The 20,263-nt window shown below is 39.5% G+C and carries 17 protein-coding genes and 1 riboswitch; of the genes, 4 read left to right on the forward strand and 13 right to left on the reverse strand.

The features are described from left to right. Window positions 1-200 precede the first annotated feature (200 nt). Window positions 201-959: a TerC family protein gene (locus BBI08_RS09740; protein WP_008498525.1), complete on the reverse strand. Its 759-nt coding sequence runs from the start codon at window positions 957-959 to the stop codon at window positions 201-203. A 491-nt stretch (window positions 960-1,450) separates the two neighbouring features. On the opposite strand from BBI08_RS09740, the gene BBI08_RS17195 reads away from it, so the two are divergent. Further along, window positions 1,451-1,588: a hypothetical protein gene (locus BBI08_RS17195; protein WP_205847830.1), complete on the forward strand. Its 138-nt coding sequence runs from the start codon at window positions 1,451-1,453 to the stop codon at window positions 1,586-1,588. A gap of 253 nt (window positions 1,589-1,841) precedes the next feature. Further along, entirely contained in the window at window positions 1,842-2,039 is a 198-nt protein-coding gene (locus BBI08_RS09745; protein ID WP_008498526.1) for a hypothetical protein, read from the forward strand. A 29-nt stretch (window positions 2,040-2,068) separates the two neighbouring features. On the opposite strand, the gene BBI08_RS09750 is transcribed toward BBI08_RS09745, so the two are convergent. The 4 genes from BBI08_RS09750 to BBI08_RS09770 form a co-directional block, all read right to left on the reverse strand. Continuing rightward, window positions 2,069-2,839, reverse strand: a complete 771-nt coding sequence (locus BBI08_RS09750; RefSeq protein ID WP_008498527.1) for an ABC transporter permease — start codon at window positions 2,837-2,839, stop codon at window positions 2,069-2,071. Between the two features lie 12 nt (window positions 2,840-2,851). Continuing rightward, window positions 2,852-3,766, reverse strand: a complete 915-nt coding sequence (locus tag BBI08_RS09755) for an ABC transporter ATP-binding protein (protein ID WP_008498528.1) — start codon at window positions 3,764-3,766, stop codon at window positions 2,852-2,854. A gap of 605 nt (window positions 3,767-4,371) precedes the next feature. Further along, window positions 4,372-4,554 carry a hypothetical protein gene (locus tag BBI08_RS09760; protein ID WP_008498529.1) on the reverse strand — a complete coding sequence of 61 codons (183 nt, stop codon included), beginning with the start codon at window positions 4,552-4,554 and terminating at the stop codon, window positions 4,372-4,374. A gap of 666 nt (window positions 4,555-5,220) precedes the next feature. Further along, window positions 5,221-5,673 carry an Hsp20 family protein gene (locus BBI08_RS09770; protein ID WP_051041701.1) on the reverse strand — a complete coding sequence of 151 codons (453 nt, stop codon included), beginning with the start codon at window positions 5,671-5,673 and terminating at the stop codon, window positions 5,221-5,223. A gap of 472 nt (window positions 5,674-6,145) precedes the next feature. On the opposite strand from BBI08_RS09770, the gene BBI08_RS09775 reads away from it, so the two are divergent. Beyond that, a complete protein-coding gene (locus tag BBI08_RS09775) occupies window positions 6,146-6,592 on the forward strand; it encodes a DUF1259 domain-containing protein (RefSeq protein ID WP_008498530.1) in 447 nt (148 codons plus the stop codon). Window positions 6,593-6,692: 100 nt separating this feature from the next. Beyond that, on the forward strand, window positions 6,693-7,049 hold the full coding sequence (locus tag BBI08_RS09780) for a GNAT family N-acetyltransferase (protein WP_040851031.1): 357 nt from the start codon (window positions 6,693-6,695) through the stop codon (window positions 7,047-7,049). 345 nt (window positions 7,050-7,394) lie between these two features. On the opposite strand, the gene BBI08_RS09785 is transcribed toward BBI08_RS09780, so the two are convergent. The 8 genes from BBI08_RS09785 to BBI08_RS09820 all read right to left on the reverse strand — a co-directional run bounded on the left by BBI08_RS09785 (window position 7,395) and on the right by BBI08_RS09820 (window position 20,111). Beyond that, window positions 7,395-8,060 carry a hypothetical protein gene (locus BBI08_RS09785; protein ID WP_008498531.1) on the reverse strand — a complete coding sequence of 222 codons (666 nt, stop codon included), beginning with the start codon at window positions 8,058-8,060 and terminating at the stop codon, window positions 7,395-7,397. Between the two features lie 452 nt (window positions 8,061-8,512). Then, the gene (locus BBI08_RS09790; protein ID WP_008498532.1) at window positions 8,513-10,180 is read right to left on the reverse strand and encodes a sensor domain-containing protein; all 1,668 of its coding nucleotides are present in this window, start codon (window positions 10,178-10,180) and stop codon (window positions 8,513-8,515) included. 203 nt (window positions 10,181-10,383) lie between these two features. After that, the gene (locus tag BBI08_RS09795) at window positions 10,384-12,762 is read right to left on the reverse strand and encodes a bifunctional diguanylate cyclase/phosphodiesterase (RefSeq protein WP_236610248.1); all 2,379 of its coding nucleotides are present in this window, start codon (window positions 12,760-12,762) and stop codon (window positions 10,384-10,386) included. Window positions 12,763-13,216: 454 nt separating this feature from the next. Continuing rightward, window positions 13,217-13,957, reverse strand: coding sequence for a class F sortase (locus BBI08_RS09800; protein ID WP_008498534.1), 741 nt, complete (start codon window positions 13,955-13,957; stop codon window positions 13,217-13,219). A 61-nt stretch (window positions 13,958-14,018) separates the two neighbouring features. After that, window positions 14,019-15,422, reverse strand: a complete 1,404-nt coding sequence (locus BBI08_RS09805) for a hypothetical protein (RefSeq protein WP_065528038.1) — start codon at window positions 15,420-15,422, stop codon at window positions 14,019-14,021. Between the two features lie 1,406 nt (window positions 15,423-16,828). Then, entirely contained in the window at window positions 16,829-18,193 is a 1,365-nt protein-coding gene (locus BBI08_RS09810; RefSeq protein WP_008498538.1) for a TrkH family potassium uptake protein, read from the reverse strand. Between the two features lie 74 nt (window positions 18,194-18,267). Further along, window positions 18,268-18,903, reverse strand: coding sequence for a potassium channel family protein (locus tag BBI08_RS09815; RefSeq protein ID WP_236610250.1), 636 nt, complete (start codon window positions 18,901-18,903; stop codon window positions 18,268-18,270). A 105-nt stretch (window positions 18,904-19,008) separates the two neighbouring features. Continuing rightward, window positions 19,009-19,155, reverse strand: a riboswitch (cyclic di-AMP (ydaO/yuaA leader). A 395-nt stretch (window positions 19,156-19,550) separates the two neighbouring features. Next, on the reverse strand, window positions 19,551-20,111 hold the full coding sequence (locus tag BBI08_RS09820) for a GNAT family N-acetyltransferase (protein ID WP_008498539.1): 561 nt from the start codon (window positions 20,109-20,111) through the stop codon (window positions 19,551-19,553). Between the last annotated feature and the right edge of the window lie 152 nt (window positions 20,112-20,263).

The following is a 20,263-nucleotide window of genomic DNA, read 5'->3' on the forward strand; positions in this document are numbered from 1 at the left end:
ACGAATATGACTCCGTTAACAATATGGTAAAGGCTGCCTCCGTGATTATCGAGATTGCACGGTTAGCGGCCACCAAACACAAATAGTCAGCTATTTAGATGTTATGACTATTTCCCTTTCTCTAAAAAGGACCTCTGAAGGAAGTTGTCACTTCCCTCGGAGGTCCTTTTTTTCTATGGAAAATGTTAGGACGTGCAGACTTAGATTTCTATTGCTCTTTTTTTCTTAATACTAATCCATGCTCCAACGAGGACAATTCCTAACAAGACCGCCCAAAAAATGAGTTTCCACTCCGTGGAGTGAGCAAAATCATATGGCAGTATCCCCAGATTTTTATGGGATAGCGTGAGCACGGTTAATTTTACTCCAACCCAACCGACAATCACAAAAGCGGTTGTTTCCAACTGGGGATAGTCAGCCAATAATTTGACGAATTTATGGGCTGCAAAACGCATGATGACAATCCCTACTAAACCACCCGCAAGCATGACACCAAATTGCCCCCCATTGATGCCGCCAATTTCTAAATTCCCTAGATGTGGCAATGTGATGGCAAAAGCTACTGCAGCTAACATGGAATCAATCGCAAACGCAATATCCGCGAGTTCCACTTTTAATACCGTTAGCCAAAATCCAGCCTTTTTTGTTGCTTTTGGCTCGATGGTCGGTGCTTTTACTTTCCGCTGATCGTAAATATGCTTAAAAGCGATAAACAGCAAGTACGCTGCCCCTAGAGCCTGAATCTGCCATACATCTACCAACAAGGTGATCATGAACAAGGCCGCAAAGCGAAAAACAAACGCTCCCACCAATCCATAAAACAACGCTTTTTTCTGTTGCTTCTCTGGTAAGTGCTTGACCATCACCGCCATAACGACTGCATTATCTGCAGCTAATAACCCTTCTAGCGCTACCAACACTAGCAATACCCATACATACTCCAATAAAATGGCTTCCATCTTACATCCTCCTCTTATTTTTTGCCAACAAAAAAGACCCTTGCCTAATAAAAGGCAAAGGTCTCGCTAAGCAAAATTGTTTGCTATCACAACCGATGGCTACTAACCATGTAATGACGACTGTGAAATAGGTTTCCCTATAGCTACTCCCCTTTGACGTGATGTCAAAGTCTATTGAGTTGTGTGATTAGTATACCACCTGATGATCTGCCTACTAGCTAGGAAATGTGTCTAAAAAAAGATTTCTTTCAAGAGCTTCTACGCATACTTATATGGGAAACCATTGAAGTCTTTAGTGGGCAATAACTTAATGCTAGAGTAAGTTTCGTTGTGTATATTTCCGATGTTTTAGGAATACATATAGACAGTAAACATTAAAACATCTAAACAATAGCTGAAAGGAGATAAAAACATGTTAAAAAACTGAGGATTCACTGAATGAAAGCGAATTCCCCGATTCATGGACTTCTTTATCTGAATATCCGTGGCTTATGAAGCAGGCCGATGACAACGCGTATACGTTTCAAGTAGCTACAGATAATGACGAAAAACGGATTTCACTACTCCTAAATGAAGTGGGCCAACCACAATATAAATCTATCTTCGTAAAACAATCCATTTGGAAGTGATTGACCTCAATGGAGACGGTGAAATTTTGAACGACATCGTAGAAAGTTAGCCACTCAATTCATTTCACATTCGCAAGAGGAGGAGAGTTAGCAATAACATTTACATCGCTTCTTCTCTGCTGATAACTTATGATATGTAAACTAGACTATCTTTATAAAGTTGGTTTTCTTCTTGTAAAACTGATTCTGCTCTACACACCTATTTTAACCAAGCCTATGGTAATATAAGGATAAAAATAAAAGAGGTGCGCTGATGAATAAAATTTTGGCATTCTCTATTATAGGAATGGGGGTAACTGGTGCCGTTTTAATCATCTCGGTTGCTCTATTATTCAACCCTCCAATAGGAAATGTATTGAAGATAGTTATTGCTGGTTCAACAACAGCTTTTGTTATATTAGCTGTCTCGGCTCTAGTACTTCATCGACGTTCAGATGAAATAAAAGAGTAAAGTATTCATGAAATTAATAAAAATAGATATTAACTTCTCAGTCCACGGCCTTTTTCAATCAGATACCAATTTAAACCATAAAGTGAAATCACAAAAATTATCGAAATGAGAACAGAGAATAGAATTGGTACATCGATTACACCGAGGATCCCGAATCGGAATCCAGAAATCATATAAACAATCGGGTTGAACTGTGATACAATCTGCCAAAATGGTGGCAACATAGAGATGGAAAAGAATACGCCACCTAGGTAAGTCAATGGCTGAAGAACAAAAGTAGGAACGATAGACACATCATCAAATGATCTTGCAAAAATGCCGTTCAACAGACCTGCCAAAGAGAACAAAATAGACGTCATTAAAAACGTTAATATGACAATACTCCAAGAATAGACTTGTAGCGGAACAAAAAGTAACGAAATAATCGTGACCAGTATCCCTACCAGAGTACTTCTTCCTAGCCCTCCAATCACAAAGCCCCAAATAATAATATGGGTCGGGACGGGCGCGACCAATAGTTCTTCAATATTCTTTTGAAACTTTTGTGAGAAAAATGATGACGAAACATTCGAGTAGGAACTCGTAATGACTGACATCATAATCAATCCAGGGACAATAAATTCCATGTAGGAAAATCCTCCCATTTCACCAATCCTTTTACCAATTAAATTTCCAAAGATGATAAAGTATAAGGACGTTGTAATTACAGGAGGAACCAATGTTTGGATCCAAATTCTAAGATAACGGTTCGTTTCTTTGACCGCCAAACCTTTTAATGCTGTTAAATATAGTTTAAACATGTGAATCCTCCATTAAGCAGTTTCTTCTGTAAGTTTTAAAAATAATTCTTCTAATCGATTGGACTTATTACGCATCGACAATACTTTAATCCCTTGTTCGGTCAATTGGTTAAACAGTTCGTTAATCCCTTGATCACGCCCTACTTCCACAGAAAGAGATCCTTCATCCATAAGTTCACTCTCATAGCCTTTAATCACTGGCATTTGTCCTGAAGATTCAATATCTAAAATAATGGTTTCAAACTGAAGCTTAGCAAGCAATGATTTCATACTTGTATCCTCAATCAGTTGTCCCTTTTGAATGATACCAATATTGCGACATAACATCTCTGCTTCTTCCAAATAATGTGTTGTCAAAATTATCGTCGTACCGTTATCATTCAACTCTTTCAGAAACTTCCACATCTCTCGTCTCAATTCAATGTCCACACCTGCCGTCGGTTCATCAAGAATAAGTAGACGTGGTTCATGCATTAAGGCGCGTGAAATCATCAATCGACGTTTCATCCCTCCGGAAAGCATCCGTGCCTGAACATTTTTTTTCTCCCATAAATCAGACTGCTTCAAGTACTTTTCGCTGCGCTCTAATGCTTCCTTCCTTGACACACCGTAATAACCTGCCTGGTTCACGACAATCTGTTGGACCGTTTCAAAAGGACTGAAGTTGAACTCTTGGGGGACCAGACCAATCTGTAGCTTCGCCTGCATTAACTGCGTGTCCATGTCATAGCCGAAGACTTTGACTTTTCCTGATGTCTTATTGATAAGAGATGTCACAATCCCAATGGTCGTAGATTTCCCAGCACCGTTAGGACCTAAGAGAGCGTAGAAGTCTCCTTCTTCCACTTTCAAATCGATGCCACGCAAAGCCTCAACGCCGCCAGAATAGATCTTTTTCAAGTCGTTTATTTCTAATGCATATGTCATTCACTTTATCTCCTAACTATCTTTTTAATTAGTTGTATTTAAATACCTAATTGCCAGTATGCCACTCGCTCATATTCGTAAAGCTTTGTGTATACATTTTTAAATGCGCCGATTGTGAAATTAAGCTAGACAACTGAAAAAGTCATTCGGGTACCTCACAATGTGTTTTCCGACCAAAGAAAAACATCAGAGTGATCACGAATGACCTACACCCATCTTAACACGAAAGAACTGGTGATGATAGAATCCTACCACCATCTAAATATGCACATTTCAATCATCGCTGAGCGCTTGAATCGTTTCAGGCAGCCAACTTATAATATCATAAAATATCTAAAATCCTGGCATACAGCGCTCGGGTTTCACAAGCTACACGAGAGAAACAAGAAACGCTGCGGCTACTGAAAAATGGTCTTACAGAAGAAAAAATCGCTCATTTTCAAGACAAAATGGCACAAGTCTAGACAATAGCTGTCATTGTCGGTCGTGAATAAAAGGCAATCGACTGTTCCATGCGCACGCTCTATCACATGTTCAAAAATCGGATTTTTAATGTAGCTACTCTGCCGATGAAAGGGAAACTTGATTCAAAAAGACTTTCATTATTAATTTTCATAAAAGAAAAAGACTAAGTAAGGAGTGATTTTATTGACTTCTGCTTCAGTTCCGACGAAAGCTGCCCATTCCTCTGGTGACCATTCATCCATTTTGCTGGTATCAAATTTCCTTCTGCCTTTTGTTAAATCTATCGAGATGAACTTTCGCTTCTTCGCATGAGAACGTTCCATACCTCCCTCCTCCTCTCTGAATACAAATCTCAGAACCACTTAACATTATTTTTCTATTAAGCCCGTCATGAGAGTGGATTTAACTTCTGATAACCTATGACATGTAAACTTTTCCAGATTAATATTTGTTCGATAATTAAGTATTTCCCGAACATATAGCATTGAGAGAAGGTGGATAAACCATTTACATAATACCTTCCCTCCATACCTCTCTATTTCACAACTGACTCATAAGATGCTACGGTTTTGGCGTATTGAAAGTAATAATTCTCGTTTGGTTCCCCTACATTTTTGCTACTCTTATAACCGACTCCAATGTTCCATGCTTTTTAGAAGGTATTCAATTTGGTTTTAAAACTTACTTAAAATGTGTGTTATCCAGTAATAAAACCAACCCAATCCCGCACATACTATTCCAATTCTGACAACGAAAAAAGGTATTTTAATGATTTTTAACATTCCCCTGGCTATCAACGGAAAAAGTATGCAGCCTCCCACTAAAATCCCAATATATATAACCATTCTATTAATCACACTCGTATCCACTTGCGAAAAATCTATTGCCATCTTTTCAATCCACCTTATTTATATCGGAAGGAACATTCCATTTTTTCAACTACTTTTTAGGTGATTCATTTGAATTGCACTGTATCGAATTCACATATACTATTCAAAAATATCGTTTTTCTTTCGAATTGATGATCGTTTAATTCGTATTTTTGAGAAAACATTTACTAAGCACCTCAGCCTTTTCAACATTCCACGTTTAAACGAACCACTAATCTTATTTTCGTCAATTTCTCCTACGTAAAAGCTTCGTTTAAAGGAGCCATAGAATTTTTCTTTGCATATATAATGATCCTCGTTTTCTTTCGTTTGTTTTTTCTCCTCATATGCACTTTCTAATTCAAGGTAACCATCGCGGAATTCGACATTAATCTCTTTTTTGGAAAAACCAGGCACATACACTTTTAATTGGTGCCTACTCTCTCCTTCTCGAATAGCGACTTTTGGGTAATGGATTCCCAAGAAAAAGGGGGCAAACAAATCCGTCTCAAATCTACTTTTAAACAGGCTTGGCATAAAATCGTCCCGTTTGCTCGATAAAAATTTTCTCATACCAAATCTATCCTTCTCATTAGTGTGTTACTGTTTAAAGCCATTTAACGCCCACCGACAGTTTTGACCGGTTCGTAACGACCTTCCTTCTCCCTAGAATAATGTATTTAATAAATTAAATACTAATATCAAAATATTCAGTTTTCAGTTACAATTTAGTAAAAGACAAAAAAACACCGATATTAACTTATAGTTACCAGTAAAATTCATGACATTCAATTCGATTTCAACTGATGATTGCCTTTCAAGGGCAATTCGTCTTAGTAGGTAACACTCACCCACAATCGGCCATGAATCCTATATCTTTTTCTGCATGCAAATTTGAGCTAGAAAAAAGGGCATTCTTGAGAATATAGTCGGAGCAACTATATTCATGTTTTCTTTTTTCTCTCTGTGATTGTCTTGTTACACGAACCTTAACTGGGTTGCTTTAGGTGAAGGCGTTAGACAAAAGACATGGAAACACCTAATAATGTTCCATGCATTCATCACTACTGGAAAGGAGAGAAGGGCCATCGAACAGGTCGAGAAAAGTATCGAAATCGTCGCTGAGCAAGTAGCGCAGCTGTTACAAGCAGAAGTAGCACTAATCGGAGGGAAAGTTCTCTTTGACAAGAAACGCACCCTCAAAATTTGTACAGCCGGCCATTCGTTTGTCTGTACATTGGATTTGGATATTTCATTTGAGTATTTTCATGAAGATGGCTCTGCCGTTAACCGGGCAGAAATTTTGTTGTTGCCCGAGGAAGTTCAACCTTTTCTAACGGCTTTAAATACATCGGTATATCCATTTCCGACCGTTTATCGCCAATGGATTCATTCAAATCCAAACCTAGCCAGTGTATGTTTAGTCGCCACGGAGCCGCCTGAACGTTTCGCTGAACGGCTAACGATGGCTTTACAGTTAGTGGGTTGCTAACTACACGATAGGACGTTACCTTCACTTGCTCCTCACAAATACGGACAGTGCGAGGCTACGATGTGGTAATCAGACTACCATGCGAAAGGGGCTTTGAAATATGTTGCTTGAATACAACAAAACTTTCGAGGAAAACGTAATGGAATTGTTAGCTAGTATACCGAGCGTTCATACTACACCTTTCCTCAACGAACCGAAGAAACAGTGTAAAAAAGATGCCTACTATCACTTGTATGTATGGCAGATCCACGAAAAAATTGTCGGGCTTATTGGAATCGAAGTACATGCCTATACCTTCATAGTCCGTCACATGGTGGTTCATCCCTCTTTTCGAAATGAAGGAATCGGACATGCCATGGTCGCAGAGGTACAACGCATGCAAGAACCGCGGGCGATGACTTCCAGTGAGGAAACAAAGCAGTTCCTCACTAAGTGCTGGGGAAATCTATTTAACTAGCGCGTCATTCACCATAACGCCCACTAAATTTCCTGAAAGAGCCAGAACTTCTATGGAAGTTCTGGCTCTTTCAATTTCACGAATAAACCCACCATACCTAAAGATACAGAAACTTATCACTAAGCTCCTCCCTGCGGGTATGGTATCGTCTCGTAACGCACGGCGACTCAATTTCTGATTTATTCGACACCTTACACGCTCTCATTCGGATTACGCTCTCTCTACTACTCATCCTGGTTTAGAAATTCTACAAATGAAGCAATACATCCGCCTTCTAAGCCTATTGAATTGGAGGGAAGTTCAAGAAAGCCATCGTAATGGGTCGCTGTCACATCAGCGACTTCTTCACTGAACGCTAGTCATGTCCCGAAGAAAAGGAAGAAGAGGCAGGTAGTGTAGCGCTTCTCCCTTCTGTATAGATTTTTTCATGTCATAACCACCTGGACGTACTTGAAGTTGTAAATCTTTTTTATGATGACAAACAAAATGATAACTGTGTTGAAAGGCATCGAATCTCGGCTGATTTAATTGGAGGAGCTTTGTCAGATTGTCCGATAATTTCGTTCGTTCACTCGTATTTTCAATCTTCCCCAGTAATGTTCGACAAGAATCAACAGAAATATACCATGGGAGTTGCGGAAGTAGGATCAATGAAGTTGCTTGGGCTAAAAAGTCATATAATCGCTTGATATTATTCATATATTGCCTCACTACGGCTGAAATAAAATGCACATCATGTGTTGTCGCCACTGAATTTCTCTGCGTGCCATGCTGGTGAAGCATGTCTATCAAGATGCTTAAGCCATGAACATCATAATGAATGCTTTTACAAACATGGCTAAGACGCTCTTTGGCTGATTGGGAATACACATGCTCAGTTTCAAGAGCTTTGCTTGGCCAAGAGTTGATAATTGTTTCAAGATTGACGAAAATCGACAGTTCTAACAATGTTTTAGGTGTCGCCACTTCATTTTCATCTGGCTTCACAGAATTTTTATTGGTGCTACTCATTACCTGGTCACGCCTATTTGTCTATTGTTCTAGTTTATCCATCTGTTTGTTGAATAGGCATTTTGCGAGCAGGTGTAACGATGATAGAAGAAATACCCAAATCTATAATTTTTATATATTACCATTCATTATCGGTGACAAGTCCTCTTTTCTACTTTTTACCAAAGCATGGAGTACCGAATAAGTATTCAGAAATATACTAAAATAATTGCAAAATGAAAATCGTGCTATATCTTAAGATGAAACCTTAGTTTTACATTCTCATCAACCCAAAAATCTCCAACTAAAAACTGATCTTGTCATATGCGGTCGTTCTTATCAATACAAATCCTCCCAGGCTCTATAGTGAGCCGAGACTGAAGGGATTCGACAAATTTCCGTTTGTTAAAAATAAATTTTTAACGAATACTTTATGAAATAGGAGATAATCTATTCTTTCACCTTTTATTCTGTTAAAAGCGATTACTCATTTTGCTTCCTTGTTTTGCCCTTTTCTCTTCATACATCGCTTGATCCGCTTCCTTGAACATCGAGGAACTCGTTGCTTGTGGATGGGGCATGGCCAGCCCAATACTGGTCGAAATAGGCAGGATCATCCCTTCAATTGCCCATGGCTTCTTCATTTCGTTTCTGATTTTCTCGATGATGGTCAGTGCACAATTTACGGAATCTACGTTGGCCAAGAGAATGATAAATTCATCTCCCCCTAAACGCGCCACGACATCGCCTTCAAACACCGTCGCTTTTAAGCGTCTGCCAAATTCATAGATAATTGCATCGCCGGTCTCATGTCCCCACTGATCGTTGATCTGCTTAAATTCATCAACATCCAGAAGCATTACCGCAAAATGACCCCTTTTTTCATGAAACTCCCGTAATGCTAGTTCAAGTGACTCCTGAAAGTAGCGGCGGTTTGGCAGGTTGGTCAACGGATCGTGATAGGCGAGTGTTTCTAATTCGGCTTCATATTTTTTCTGTAAGGTGATGTCCCGAACGATAATTACCATATGGCTGTAAGACAGAGCCTCGTCAAAAACCGGTGTCGCGAGTAATTCCGACCATATCCAGTGACCCTGTTTGTGTTTAATGCGAATACGTCTTTTACAAATTCGTTTCGTTTGGATAGCTTCATTTAGCGCATTTTTCAACGCTTCTCTGTCCTCCATGTGGACATTGTAAAAAGGTTCATGAAGCAAGTAATGCTCGGGTTTAATTCCATAAAGCGCTTCCACAGAAGGAGAAATGAACAAGTATTCTTTCCACCGATTGATTAAAAGTATGACGTCATGGGCATTCTCCGCAATAATCCGGAAGTTCTTTTCGCTTTCCATATACAATTCAGCCATGTGATCCAGTTCGCGCATATCTTTTAAAATAATATAAAAGCCCGTCGTTCGATTCCCTATCTTAATAGGGATACATTTTACCAGGACACTCCGTTGTTTGTTTTCTTTCTGAAGCACATTAACCCGGAAATCTGTGTATGTGCCCTCCGTTGCTTTCCGGAAATTTATGAGCGCTTTTCGCTGATCTTGAGGAGCTACAAAATTTAAGACCTTTTGTTTATACAACTCGTCTTCAGGTGATTGTCCGATGACCAGTCCCATCGGATTGGCTCCTGTAATTCGGCCATTTAAATCTACAGTCAAAATAGCGTCCGCATGATGTTCAAACAATGACTGGTAATAAGAGCGATTGGTCTCTAGATTCATTAATGCTTCTGCGCTGACCTGCTTGGCTTCAACTTCTCCTGTGATGTCCTGGACAATGCTCACAACGTGAGTGCATTGTCCACCCGCATCGAACATGGGGGTGAGACGTGTTTTGGAATGCCGAAGTTTTCCATCGGGATCTATGTAGTTGTCCTCATAGCAAATGGACTCATAACTTGTTAACACCTTCATGTATTGTGAATGAATCATCTCGGCCAACTTAACTGTTTGGGTTTCAATAAAAGTTTTCCCAATCGAATTATGATTTAAATCCGTTTTATCCATCGCAGCTTGGTTGATAAATTCATAAAAAAGACCCTCCTCATCAACCCGGACAATAAATACCATTTCTTGTATTCCGTTCATTAATGCCCGATCAATCGACAATGATGTCTTATCTTGAATCATAAATACGCCCCCACACTGCTTCTTGATAAACCTATAGCTTTTTATACTTACTTATGTTAACAGATTATTCATTCTCAATAAACATTTATCCTATGAAAAAGTCCTTTTTAAAGGACTTTCCACTTATTAACAATTAAATTGAGTGAATCTTATGAACTACTTTATTGTTTTACTCAGCTACTATCTTCTAGCAGTAGCCACACCTAACGTACAGGTGCATAAAGTTCGGTGATTTTCTCGGGAACCAACGGTTTTTGGAAATAGTAGCCTTGTGCTTGGTGGCATCCCTTAGCTTTTAAAAAGGCTAACTGCTCGATGGTTTCCACGCCTTCCGCAATTACATTCAAGTCCAAATTTCGCGCCATTTGAATAATCGTGTCGACTAAAGCGGCATCTTTTGCATCCGTCTGGATGTTCCGCGTGAAGTATTGATCAATTTTCAAGGTATCTACCGGGAAGAGTTTTAGGTAGCTTAGAGAAGAATACCCGGTGCCGAAATCATCAATGGACAAGTGAATGCCCATCTTTTTGAGTTGGTCCATTTTCGAAATTGCGAGTGCTGCTTCTTGGATAATGCTTTCCGTTAACTCTAACTCTAGGTACTCAGGAGCTAATTTTGATTCAGTTAAAGCGGCTGTTACGATTTCCGCCATGTTCGGTTTTGAAAACTGTTTGGCTGAAATATTGACCGCCACCCGAAACGGATCTAATCCTGCATCCTGCCAAGCTTTGTTCTGATGACAGGCTGTTCGCAACACAAAATCTCCAATATTTAAAATCATGCCACTTTCTTCTGCAATCGGAATAAATTCAGCTGGCGAAATCATGCCAAACGTTGGATGGTGCCAACGAACTAATGCCTCTACGCCCACAATTCTTTCTGTTTCGATGTCAATCTGCGGTTGGTAGTGAACCGAAAATTCGTCTCGCTCTAAGCCTTCTCGTATGCTCAGCGCAATTTTGGATTTACGTGAGAGCGATTGGTTCATTTCCTGCGTATAAAATTGCACATTGTTTTTCCCATCTTCTTTTACGCGCTTCATCGAAATACTCGCATTTTTCATCAATTCTTCTGTAGTATCTCCGTCTGCAGGGTACAAGCTCGCTCCGATAGATAATGTAATGAAAAGCGCTTCCTCTTTGAGGACAAATTGTTGGTTAAAAGCCTCAAGAATCTGATGAGCTAAATCCTGTGCCTCTTTGTAGTCAACATTTTGAAGCAAAATCGTAAACTCGTCTCCACTCAATCTGGCCAATGTATCTGTTTTGATGATGCACGACTCAATGCGTTTGGCCGCTTCAATTAGTAATTCATCGCCCACTCGGTGGCTGTAGGTGTCATTTACTAATTTGAATTGATCCAGGTCTAAATAAAGAATGGTAAAGATCGTTTCTTCCTCTTTTGCTTGATCGATGGTCGCTTGCACTCGGTCATTGAACAACCGGCGGTTGGGCAACCCGGTAAGGGAATCCAAGTACACCAAGTTGCTTATACGTAGTTCATTTGTGCGGCGCTCTGTTATATCTCGAATAATCATACTGCAATACTGGCCACTGTCGGTTTCCCAGTGCCCACTTGTCAGTTCGAGAGGGAAACGACTGCCGTTCTTTTTTACCCCCGTCAATTCGATTACTTTGTCGTCTGTTGACATAAAATCGCTTTGATACGGGTGTGTCTCTTCTTTTGGTAAGATGGTTCTGATATCTTGTTGTTCGATTTCTTCTTTGGTATACCCAAATAAGTTCTCTGCCCCACGATTCCATTGAACGACCGTTTGTTGACTGTCAATCACGACAATCCCATCTGTGGCGGACTCAATCACTGACTGAAATTGACGCGTGTACTCATCTGTGATGGACTTGACTTTCTTATCACTTCGCAGGCTAAGAATCGCCGCTAACAGAATTAACACCATTCCACCACTTACATTGAAAGCAATATAACTGCTGTCTAATGCTCCGCCAGACACGGCTCCTAGGTGATCCATTGACACGAAACGAGCTGCGGCCATTCCAGTATAATGCATGCCCGAAACACCAATCGTAATGAAAACTGCGCTGGCTATTTTTAACCAGAAAAAACCGGAACGGTCTCTGGAGTAAAACAGTAACAACATGGCGATGAGGGAAGCTACCAATGCAATGACCACTGACATCCCCCACAAGAACGGATTGTATTCAATCGTCGCTTGCATTTGCATGGCTGCCATTCCGGTATAATGCATGGAGACAATCCCAGCAGTGATCAAGATCGCCCCTGCAATCACTTCCAATTTTCTGACGCGCGGTTTACTAATAATCGCAAAAGCTAACCCACTCGCTACTAATGCCGGAAGAATCGATAGGATCACCAAAGACTTGTTGTAAGTGACCGGCATCGGCATCTGATAGGCCAACATGCCAATAAAATGCATGGACCAAATCCCCAAGCCCATTACGAGCACCCCTAAAGACATCCATTTCCACCGCGTTTTGCCTGTCGTCCGAAACAAAGTTCCACTGATATTCAGTGCAATAAATGAAGAGATAAAGATAACGATAAAGGAAAGCAAGATTAATCCTGCGTCATAAGTCAATGGCATTTCTTTCAAGAGGTACACATCCTTTACACGTTCAAGAAAAAATTCCTTTTTTTCACTTTACGAGAAAAAATGTGGGAATAATTTGAATGATATTTTATTTATTTTAGCATAAATATTGCGTGATTTGCTTTTTTTATCATGAAGTAAAAGAATATGGTTCCTTCTCACTTAACTATTTTGGAAACACAGATGTAGGTGCCCACTTTACAGACATATAGAAAGAGAAAAAGCTGTCGATCGCTTTTTCTCTTTCTATAATGTGTCATATGTTAACTAATAATTTTACTGCTAGCTATTTCAAATAAATCCAGCTCAATTTTATACGCATCTTTCAATTTTGATAACTGCATCGGCTAAATTTCACTCAAATAAAAAGAGTCCATCATAATCGATAGACTCCTTAACCATTCATTATAACTTCCTATTTTTAAAGGAACTCTATTTGACCTATCGCTTAATTTTCCACCAATTCGGTATAAACTACCAGTCGCTCTTCATAATGACCAATTGCTGTATTGAAAGTACCTGTACACGTAATCAAATTCAACTGTGGTGTTGAACTGTTCCCGAAAATTTCATTCAATGGAGCATCTTCTGGTGGATACGATTGTTTATCAACGACAATAAACGTTAGTTCTGTGCCGTCGGTGCCCGTAATGTGAATCTTATCATCCGGTTCTAACTCTTTCAGGTTGTAAAAAGTTCCCGGACCTGTGAAACCATCTACATGGCCCGCTAATACGGCATTGCCATTGTTTCCTGGCTTGGCTCCAAGATTGTACCAGCCAATCGTGTGGATATCTTCTGGTGCCGCCATGTTACCATCTGCCGTCTGGCCAACCTCAATGACTTCCGCCCGTGCATCAAGTGCAGGAATTTCAATCAATGCAGGAGTGATGCCCAATGGCGTTTCAATTACTTGTTGTTCTTTTAAAGAAGAGGACGACTGTATAGTAAGAACTTTTTGCTCTATTTTTTGCTCTGCTGTTAGTTTAACTGTACCATTTTGCTGTTTTTTTTGTTCTACTGGTTGTTCAACGCTGTTATTTTCTCGTATGATTTGTTCTTTCATTTGTTGAAAAGCAAGATCGCCTTCTAAAGGTGAAGACTCGGTAGCCTGAATAGGGTTGCCACTGAAGGTGACAAAAAGAAAGAGGAGATAGAAGAGGAAGGCTTTTTTGATGATTGAAGTCATTATAGTCACTCCTTTTATAGAAGATAAAGAGAGGAAATGATTCCTCTCTCTACTAATTTATTTATTCCTGTAACGACTTTCTTCTTGTGAAAATCAAAGCGCCTGCAAGTGCCAATAATGGGAACGTTACTAGCATCCAGTTCATCGTTCCTGAATCTGCCATTCCGCCCATTCCCGTCTCTGGCATTCCTGGTGCTTCAGCAAATTTTTCAGGATTCTGTTGCACGATTGCTCCTGACAATGCTTGACCAATTGTGAACATCAACGCGTGACCTTCTGTAAAGGTTTCATAAACCGCTTGATAGTCACCTTCTACGTAGCTGTTTAAAATATCAATAGTAGTTTGTTCATGCTGTTGAAGCACAGCAATCGCTGTTTCTTTCGGAAGCTTTCCTTCTGTCGCACCACTCAATAGAGTGCCCAAATCAACTGCGAATGTGTTCAACAAGTTATCCATAATTTCATTTACTTTTTCCGTGTTGCCTTCAGCTACTGCTTTGCCTAGTGCTTCACTGTCTTCGTACTGTGTTGAAAAGATTTCGTTAAAAGCGTCAGCAGCCTCTTGACCGTAAAGAGATTTAACAGCAGCTGTCATTTGTTCCGCATTAGCTTCTTGCATTTCACTCACAGCTTCAAAAGCTTCTCCGCCTTCACCCGCAGCAGCTTTATATGCTTCTACAGAAGTGGCTGTCTGGTAATAGAAGTGCGCTCCAAGCAACTGACTAAATGTCGCTCTTAAATCGGAAGCCGGTGTGACAGCTTTCGAGTCCTCAAATTTATCGGGCATTTGCGTCACAATCGCACTCGATAATGCCGTACCGACTGTGAACATGCGCTCATAGCCTTCATTAAATTCTGCATATGCTTCTTCGAAGTTTCCTTCGATTGAATTAGTAAGGAATTGCATTACGTCTTTTTCATGTTCTTGAAGAACTGAAATTGCGGTATCTTTCGGAAGATTCCCGCCCGTTGCTTGGCTCAAGAGAGTTCCAAGATCAGTTGGGAATGTCGTCAGCAAGTCTTTTTTGACTTGATCGATTTTTTCCTGATCGCCACTTGCTACAGCAGCACCATAACCCGCGCTGTCTTCATATTGCGTATCAAAAATTTTATCAAATGCATCGGCTGCTTCTTGTCCGTATACGGATTTTACAGCTTCTGTCAATTGTTCGCCATTTATTTCAAGCTCTTCTTGAGCTTCTGCAAGTCCTTCACCTGTTGGACCGCCTTCTTTTGCTTCATGGTAAGACAGAAGCGCTACTTCCGACTGATAAATGAAATGTGTCGATAGTAAATTACTCAAATCAGATCGTAACTGAGCTGCAGGTGTTTCAACTGTCGGTGCCATCTCAGGGACTTGCGTGTTTCCTGTCGATGCACTTACGGTTCCAATTCCTGCTGATGCTAGTAATACTGCGCTCAATGGTACGGCTACTACGGTTTTCTTCGCTTGTTTCCAATTCATGTTCAATTTCCTCCTTGTTTTTTTGTTTCTTTGACGACTTTTTACAGCCCTACTACCACTAAACGTATAAAAGATAGATATAGATCACAATTTCATTCATTTTTTCTAATCAAATGAAATTAGTTAGTAAAACATGATGATAAGCCATAATAAATTCCATATATATGTAAATTATTAGTAATAATATTACATTTTTAACATTCCCCACCGATTTATACCTAAACCTTTTTAATTATATCTTTATCATTTATTAGTTTTTAATAATAAAAAATACTAATTATTCCTACCAATTGGATTAATAAAAGAAACTAGGGACTATAAATTTGTTCATTTTTATCGAAGAATTTTTGACTTACATGCTGACTTCAAGAAATCAAGGTTTTAACTCTCTAATGTCATGACAATTTTTTTCCAAGAAGCTCAAAGATCTGGTCACTGAATTATGGTTTGGAAAAGGTTTTATATTTTCAGTAATACAAGATCTACCATTTAATAGAATTGAATATGACGTTTAGTTAAAAAATAACCCATTGTAAAAATATACTTTTACAATAAAAAAGAAGAAGCTTATGTTATAGCTCCTTCTCTTACTATAAGTTATGATATGCAAACTCTTTTTCATTTAAAAATCTCTTAGCATCGCCGAACAACGAAAACACCCATCAATTCTTTCCAAAGAAGACGATTTTCCCTATCTATAGGGAAAATGAATTAAACGTGGTAATCCCGTTAATCAATAGGCGGTCACAGAACCTAAAGTAGCGAACAGCAAACGACGCGCTCATGGATGAATCATTGAACTTACAACTACAATCCGTCTAATCACAAAAATAATCTATCCAAATGAAAAGGATAGATTAGATATTATTTTTATTTCTACATTAAAAACTCAAAATCAAACGCGATGTTAAAGATGACGACAGTGTGAAGAACAATAAACCATAATGCCTGACGATTTAAACGCCATTCGTTTTCATAACTCATAACTCTCATCTCCTTTTTGTGATTATACTCCCAAGTTTTTAAAATCACAATAAAAAGTGAAATACTTTTTATGTTTCGTTAACATCTCATGGAAGAGACTCTCAAGCTTAACAATCAAGTAAACCAATAACGATAGTATAAGAGAAATTAAGCTTCTTGAATTGAGTAATTTATTTATGGTACTTGATCTAGTAACTAACAATCTAAAGTGGTCTAAAGTTTTACAAGAAATAAGAAAGAAGCTAAATCTAATACTTCTTCCCTTCCTCTAAACAGTAAAATGTAAAGCATTCACCAGGTGTTCCGTACAGCTTGTTATACAGTAAGTTTTAGATGTTCTTCATTTCACTTAAAAAATATAGAAGATCTATTGCTATGTCTTTTTTCTGAAATACCAACTAGACCCGTTTCTCTCATTTTAATTAGCCGATAATCACTTTCTCTTTTGGATAATGATACTTTTCCTTGATCACTTTTCCTCTGATCAGGAAGAGGAACGAAAAGATGCCGATTCTCCCCACAAACATCAAAAAGATGATGATACATTTTCCAGCTGTGCTAAGATCCGCAGTGATGCCCATCGACAAGCCGGTCGTACCAAAAGCAGAGGATACTTCGAACACGATCTCGAGGATTGGAAAAGGTTCCAGATACGTCAACGTAATAACGGCTGTGGTACAAATCATCGCAGCTGTTGTGATGACGATGAAAGAACGTAAAATGTCGTCCGTATCAAGTTCTCTGCCGAACACCTTTACCCCCGTTCTCCCTTTTGCAAAGTTATAAATGGTCAGCAGCATAATCGCAAACGTAGTCGTCCGGATACCCCCGCCCACACTGCTGGGTGAAGCACCGATAAACATTAATGCACAGAACAGAATCAAGGTTGGGTCGGACAATTCACTGACATCCATTGTGGCGAGTCCACCATTTCGAGTTGTAACGGATTGAAAAAGGCTAAAGAAAATTTGTTCATGCCAGGATTTATCCGCTAAAAAATGATGCTGTTCCAAAATCATCATGAAAACGGCACCCACTGCAATCAACGCAAAAAAGGTGGTGACGGTCAGTTTCGTAAAGAGGGAAAAGCTATTTGTCCGCTTCCCTGGACGATGATCGCCCCATAAAAAATCCTGAAGTTCAATCAATACCGGAAAACCGATAGCTCCCAGAATCAACAATGTCATGTTGACGGTCTGCACGAAGTAATCACTAGCGAATGGAACCAAAGAAGTGCCAGTTATATCAAAACCCGCATTCGTCGTGGCGCTGATTGCTCCAAAGTAACCTTGCAGAAGCGCTTCCTGCCATGTGTCAAAGTACTGAAGAAAATAAGTGCTTAAGACAATGGTACCTATTAATTCAATCAGCAAAATGGTCTTGAGTATTTTCAGCATCAGTTTCACTAATCCGGACATCGACGTTTGATTTTGATCGATTTGAATCAGCTGCCTTTCGCGCAACCCGATTCTTCTTCTGAAAATAATCCAAATGAATGTGCCCAATGTCATTATACCGATTCCACCAAACTGCAGAACGAAAGTAAGAGCAATGATGCCAGCCGTATTGAAAGTCTCTGGTGTAGAGACAACGCCCAATCCCGTTACACTAATTGCACTCACTGTTGTAAACAATAGATCAATTAGTAATAATTCCACTCCTTCATTGTGGAAGAAAGGCAAGCTGAGTAGCCCCATGGAAAAAATGACAGCTAGTGCGTAGTAAAGGACAATGAGACGGATGGCAGACAAATGGGTCCACTTGAAGATGATATTTAAAATTTTCAAAACTGTACTCCCATCTGCATGATTCCATGCTGAAAATAATGGTTTACCAGGTTAACAAAAAATTAAGAGGCTTTTTAAAGTCCCTTTTCTTCAAAACGTTTTAAATCATTGCGGTGCCCCATGACCACGAGGATATCGTCCTTTTCCACCCGATCTTCCGGCATTGGGGCGACATTTACTTTTTCGTTGCGCTTGATGGCCAACACCGTGCAGTTGTATATGGCTTGAATGTCCAACTTGATCAATGTCTGATTCTCGCTCTTTTTGGAAGCCACTAGTTCAATGATGCTGTAATCTTCGGAAAGGTCGATGTAATCGATGACTTTTTCTGAATCCATGTGATGGGCCACCCGAATGCCCATTTCGTTTTCAGGCTGGATCACCCGGTCAGCTCCGACCTTTTCCAAAATTTTTTGATGCTGGATATCCCTCGCTTTCACCCAGACAATTGGGACACCAAGTTCCTTCAACATCAACGTGCAATGAACGCTGGTTTGCATATTGTCTCCAATGGCCACCACTGCATGGTCAAAATTGCGGATGCCGAGCGCTTTTAAATTCCCTTCATCTGCCGCATTAACGATGGCTCTATGAGAAGAGAAATCTGTAATCTGTTCGACGCGATCCGGATTGGAATCCAACGCCAGGACTTCGTGACCTAATTTATGAAGCTCTTTACAGATGCTACTGCCAAACCTCCCCAACCCAATGACTACAAATTATTTCTTCATGTCGCTCCCTCGTTTCTGTTTTTTCCATCAAAAAAAGACCCCTTTAAATAAAGTGGTCTCAGGCGCATGCTCGGACCCTTCTCTCCAATTACTACGTAACGCTTACGAGGTTAGCTGTCGGATTCCGGACTGAGAGTATCCCTTCTTACCTGAGTAAGATTCACCCCAAGACAAGCAGATGCTTGTCTGAATTGGTTTCCCCGTTCATGTGTGATTCAGCGATTAAAAGGTTCATGGGTATTTTTTTCAACAGACTAAAATCTACGCCTGTTCACTTACGTTGTCAATGGTTTTTCAGCAGAAAATCCTTTTGCGGTTTCGATTCTTGAACTAGTTTTTGAGAAAGGTTTTCCCTAGAATTTCTTCTTAATTAATAAAAGGATCGGTGTAAATGAATAATACAAGTTCAATCACCCTGTTCCTTAGAATTCTTTCCATACATGAAAGTCTTTTACGTATCACAAAAACTGCTTCAAGTCGCTTTTTCAGACCTATAGCGTTCCTAAAAATACACTTTTGCAAACAAAAAGGGAGAGTGTATGCTAAATAAAGTGCATCTTTTCTCCCTTTCCAATTATGCAGTGCAGATGCCGATAAAACGGTCATATGTAAACCAATTTCACAGTTTAAATAGCGTTTAACTTCTCCCACTCTTCTCTCAACACGCCCATTTTGATTGCATCAAAATACTGCCCTTCTACCGTTCGGGCATTTCTTATTCGTGCTTCTAGGATCATACCCATTCTTTCAGCGACCTTCATCATTCGTTCGTTTCCAGACCAAGTCGACATCCCCAGCCTATGCAAACCAGTAGATTTAAAAAGGAAATCAATCCAAAGCTTATAAGCTTCCGAACCATATCCCCCGTTCCAGTAACCTTTATCATAGATTACAATTCCAGTCTCAAGCCAGTTTGTATTTTTATCAATCCAATAAGCCCCGACATAACCGATAACTTTCTCCTCTGCTCTTATCAAAAGGGATGCTGGCACTCCTGCCGCAATCTCATCTTCATTCAACCAGTATTTACGATGTTCTTCCTTCGTCATTTGCTGTTCGGGAATGTATGGTCCATTCCATTTTTTCGCTTCTTGTTCCTTTTCTTCAAATCTCCAATAATACAATTTATCCAAGTTTTCTTCCGTATTTTCTATTAATTCAATTTTTCTTCCGATTACCTCTACCATATTAATTGATCATCCTCTCTAAATTAGCTCGCGGTTTAAATAAACAAGTGATTTTCGTTTAGTCACATTCTTTCATTCTTGAAAATTACACCATTGTTTTCTTTTTTTAATTTCGACTATTTACTTCCGATAAGTATTGATATGTAAACCTA

The organism is Planococcus halocryophilus (assembly GCF_001687585.2).
GTDB classification, from domain to species: Bacteria; Bacillota; Bacilli; order Bacillales_A; family Planococcaceae; genus Planococcus; species Planococcus halocryophilus.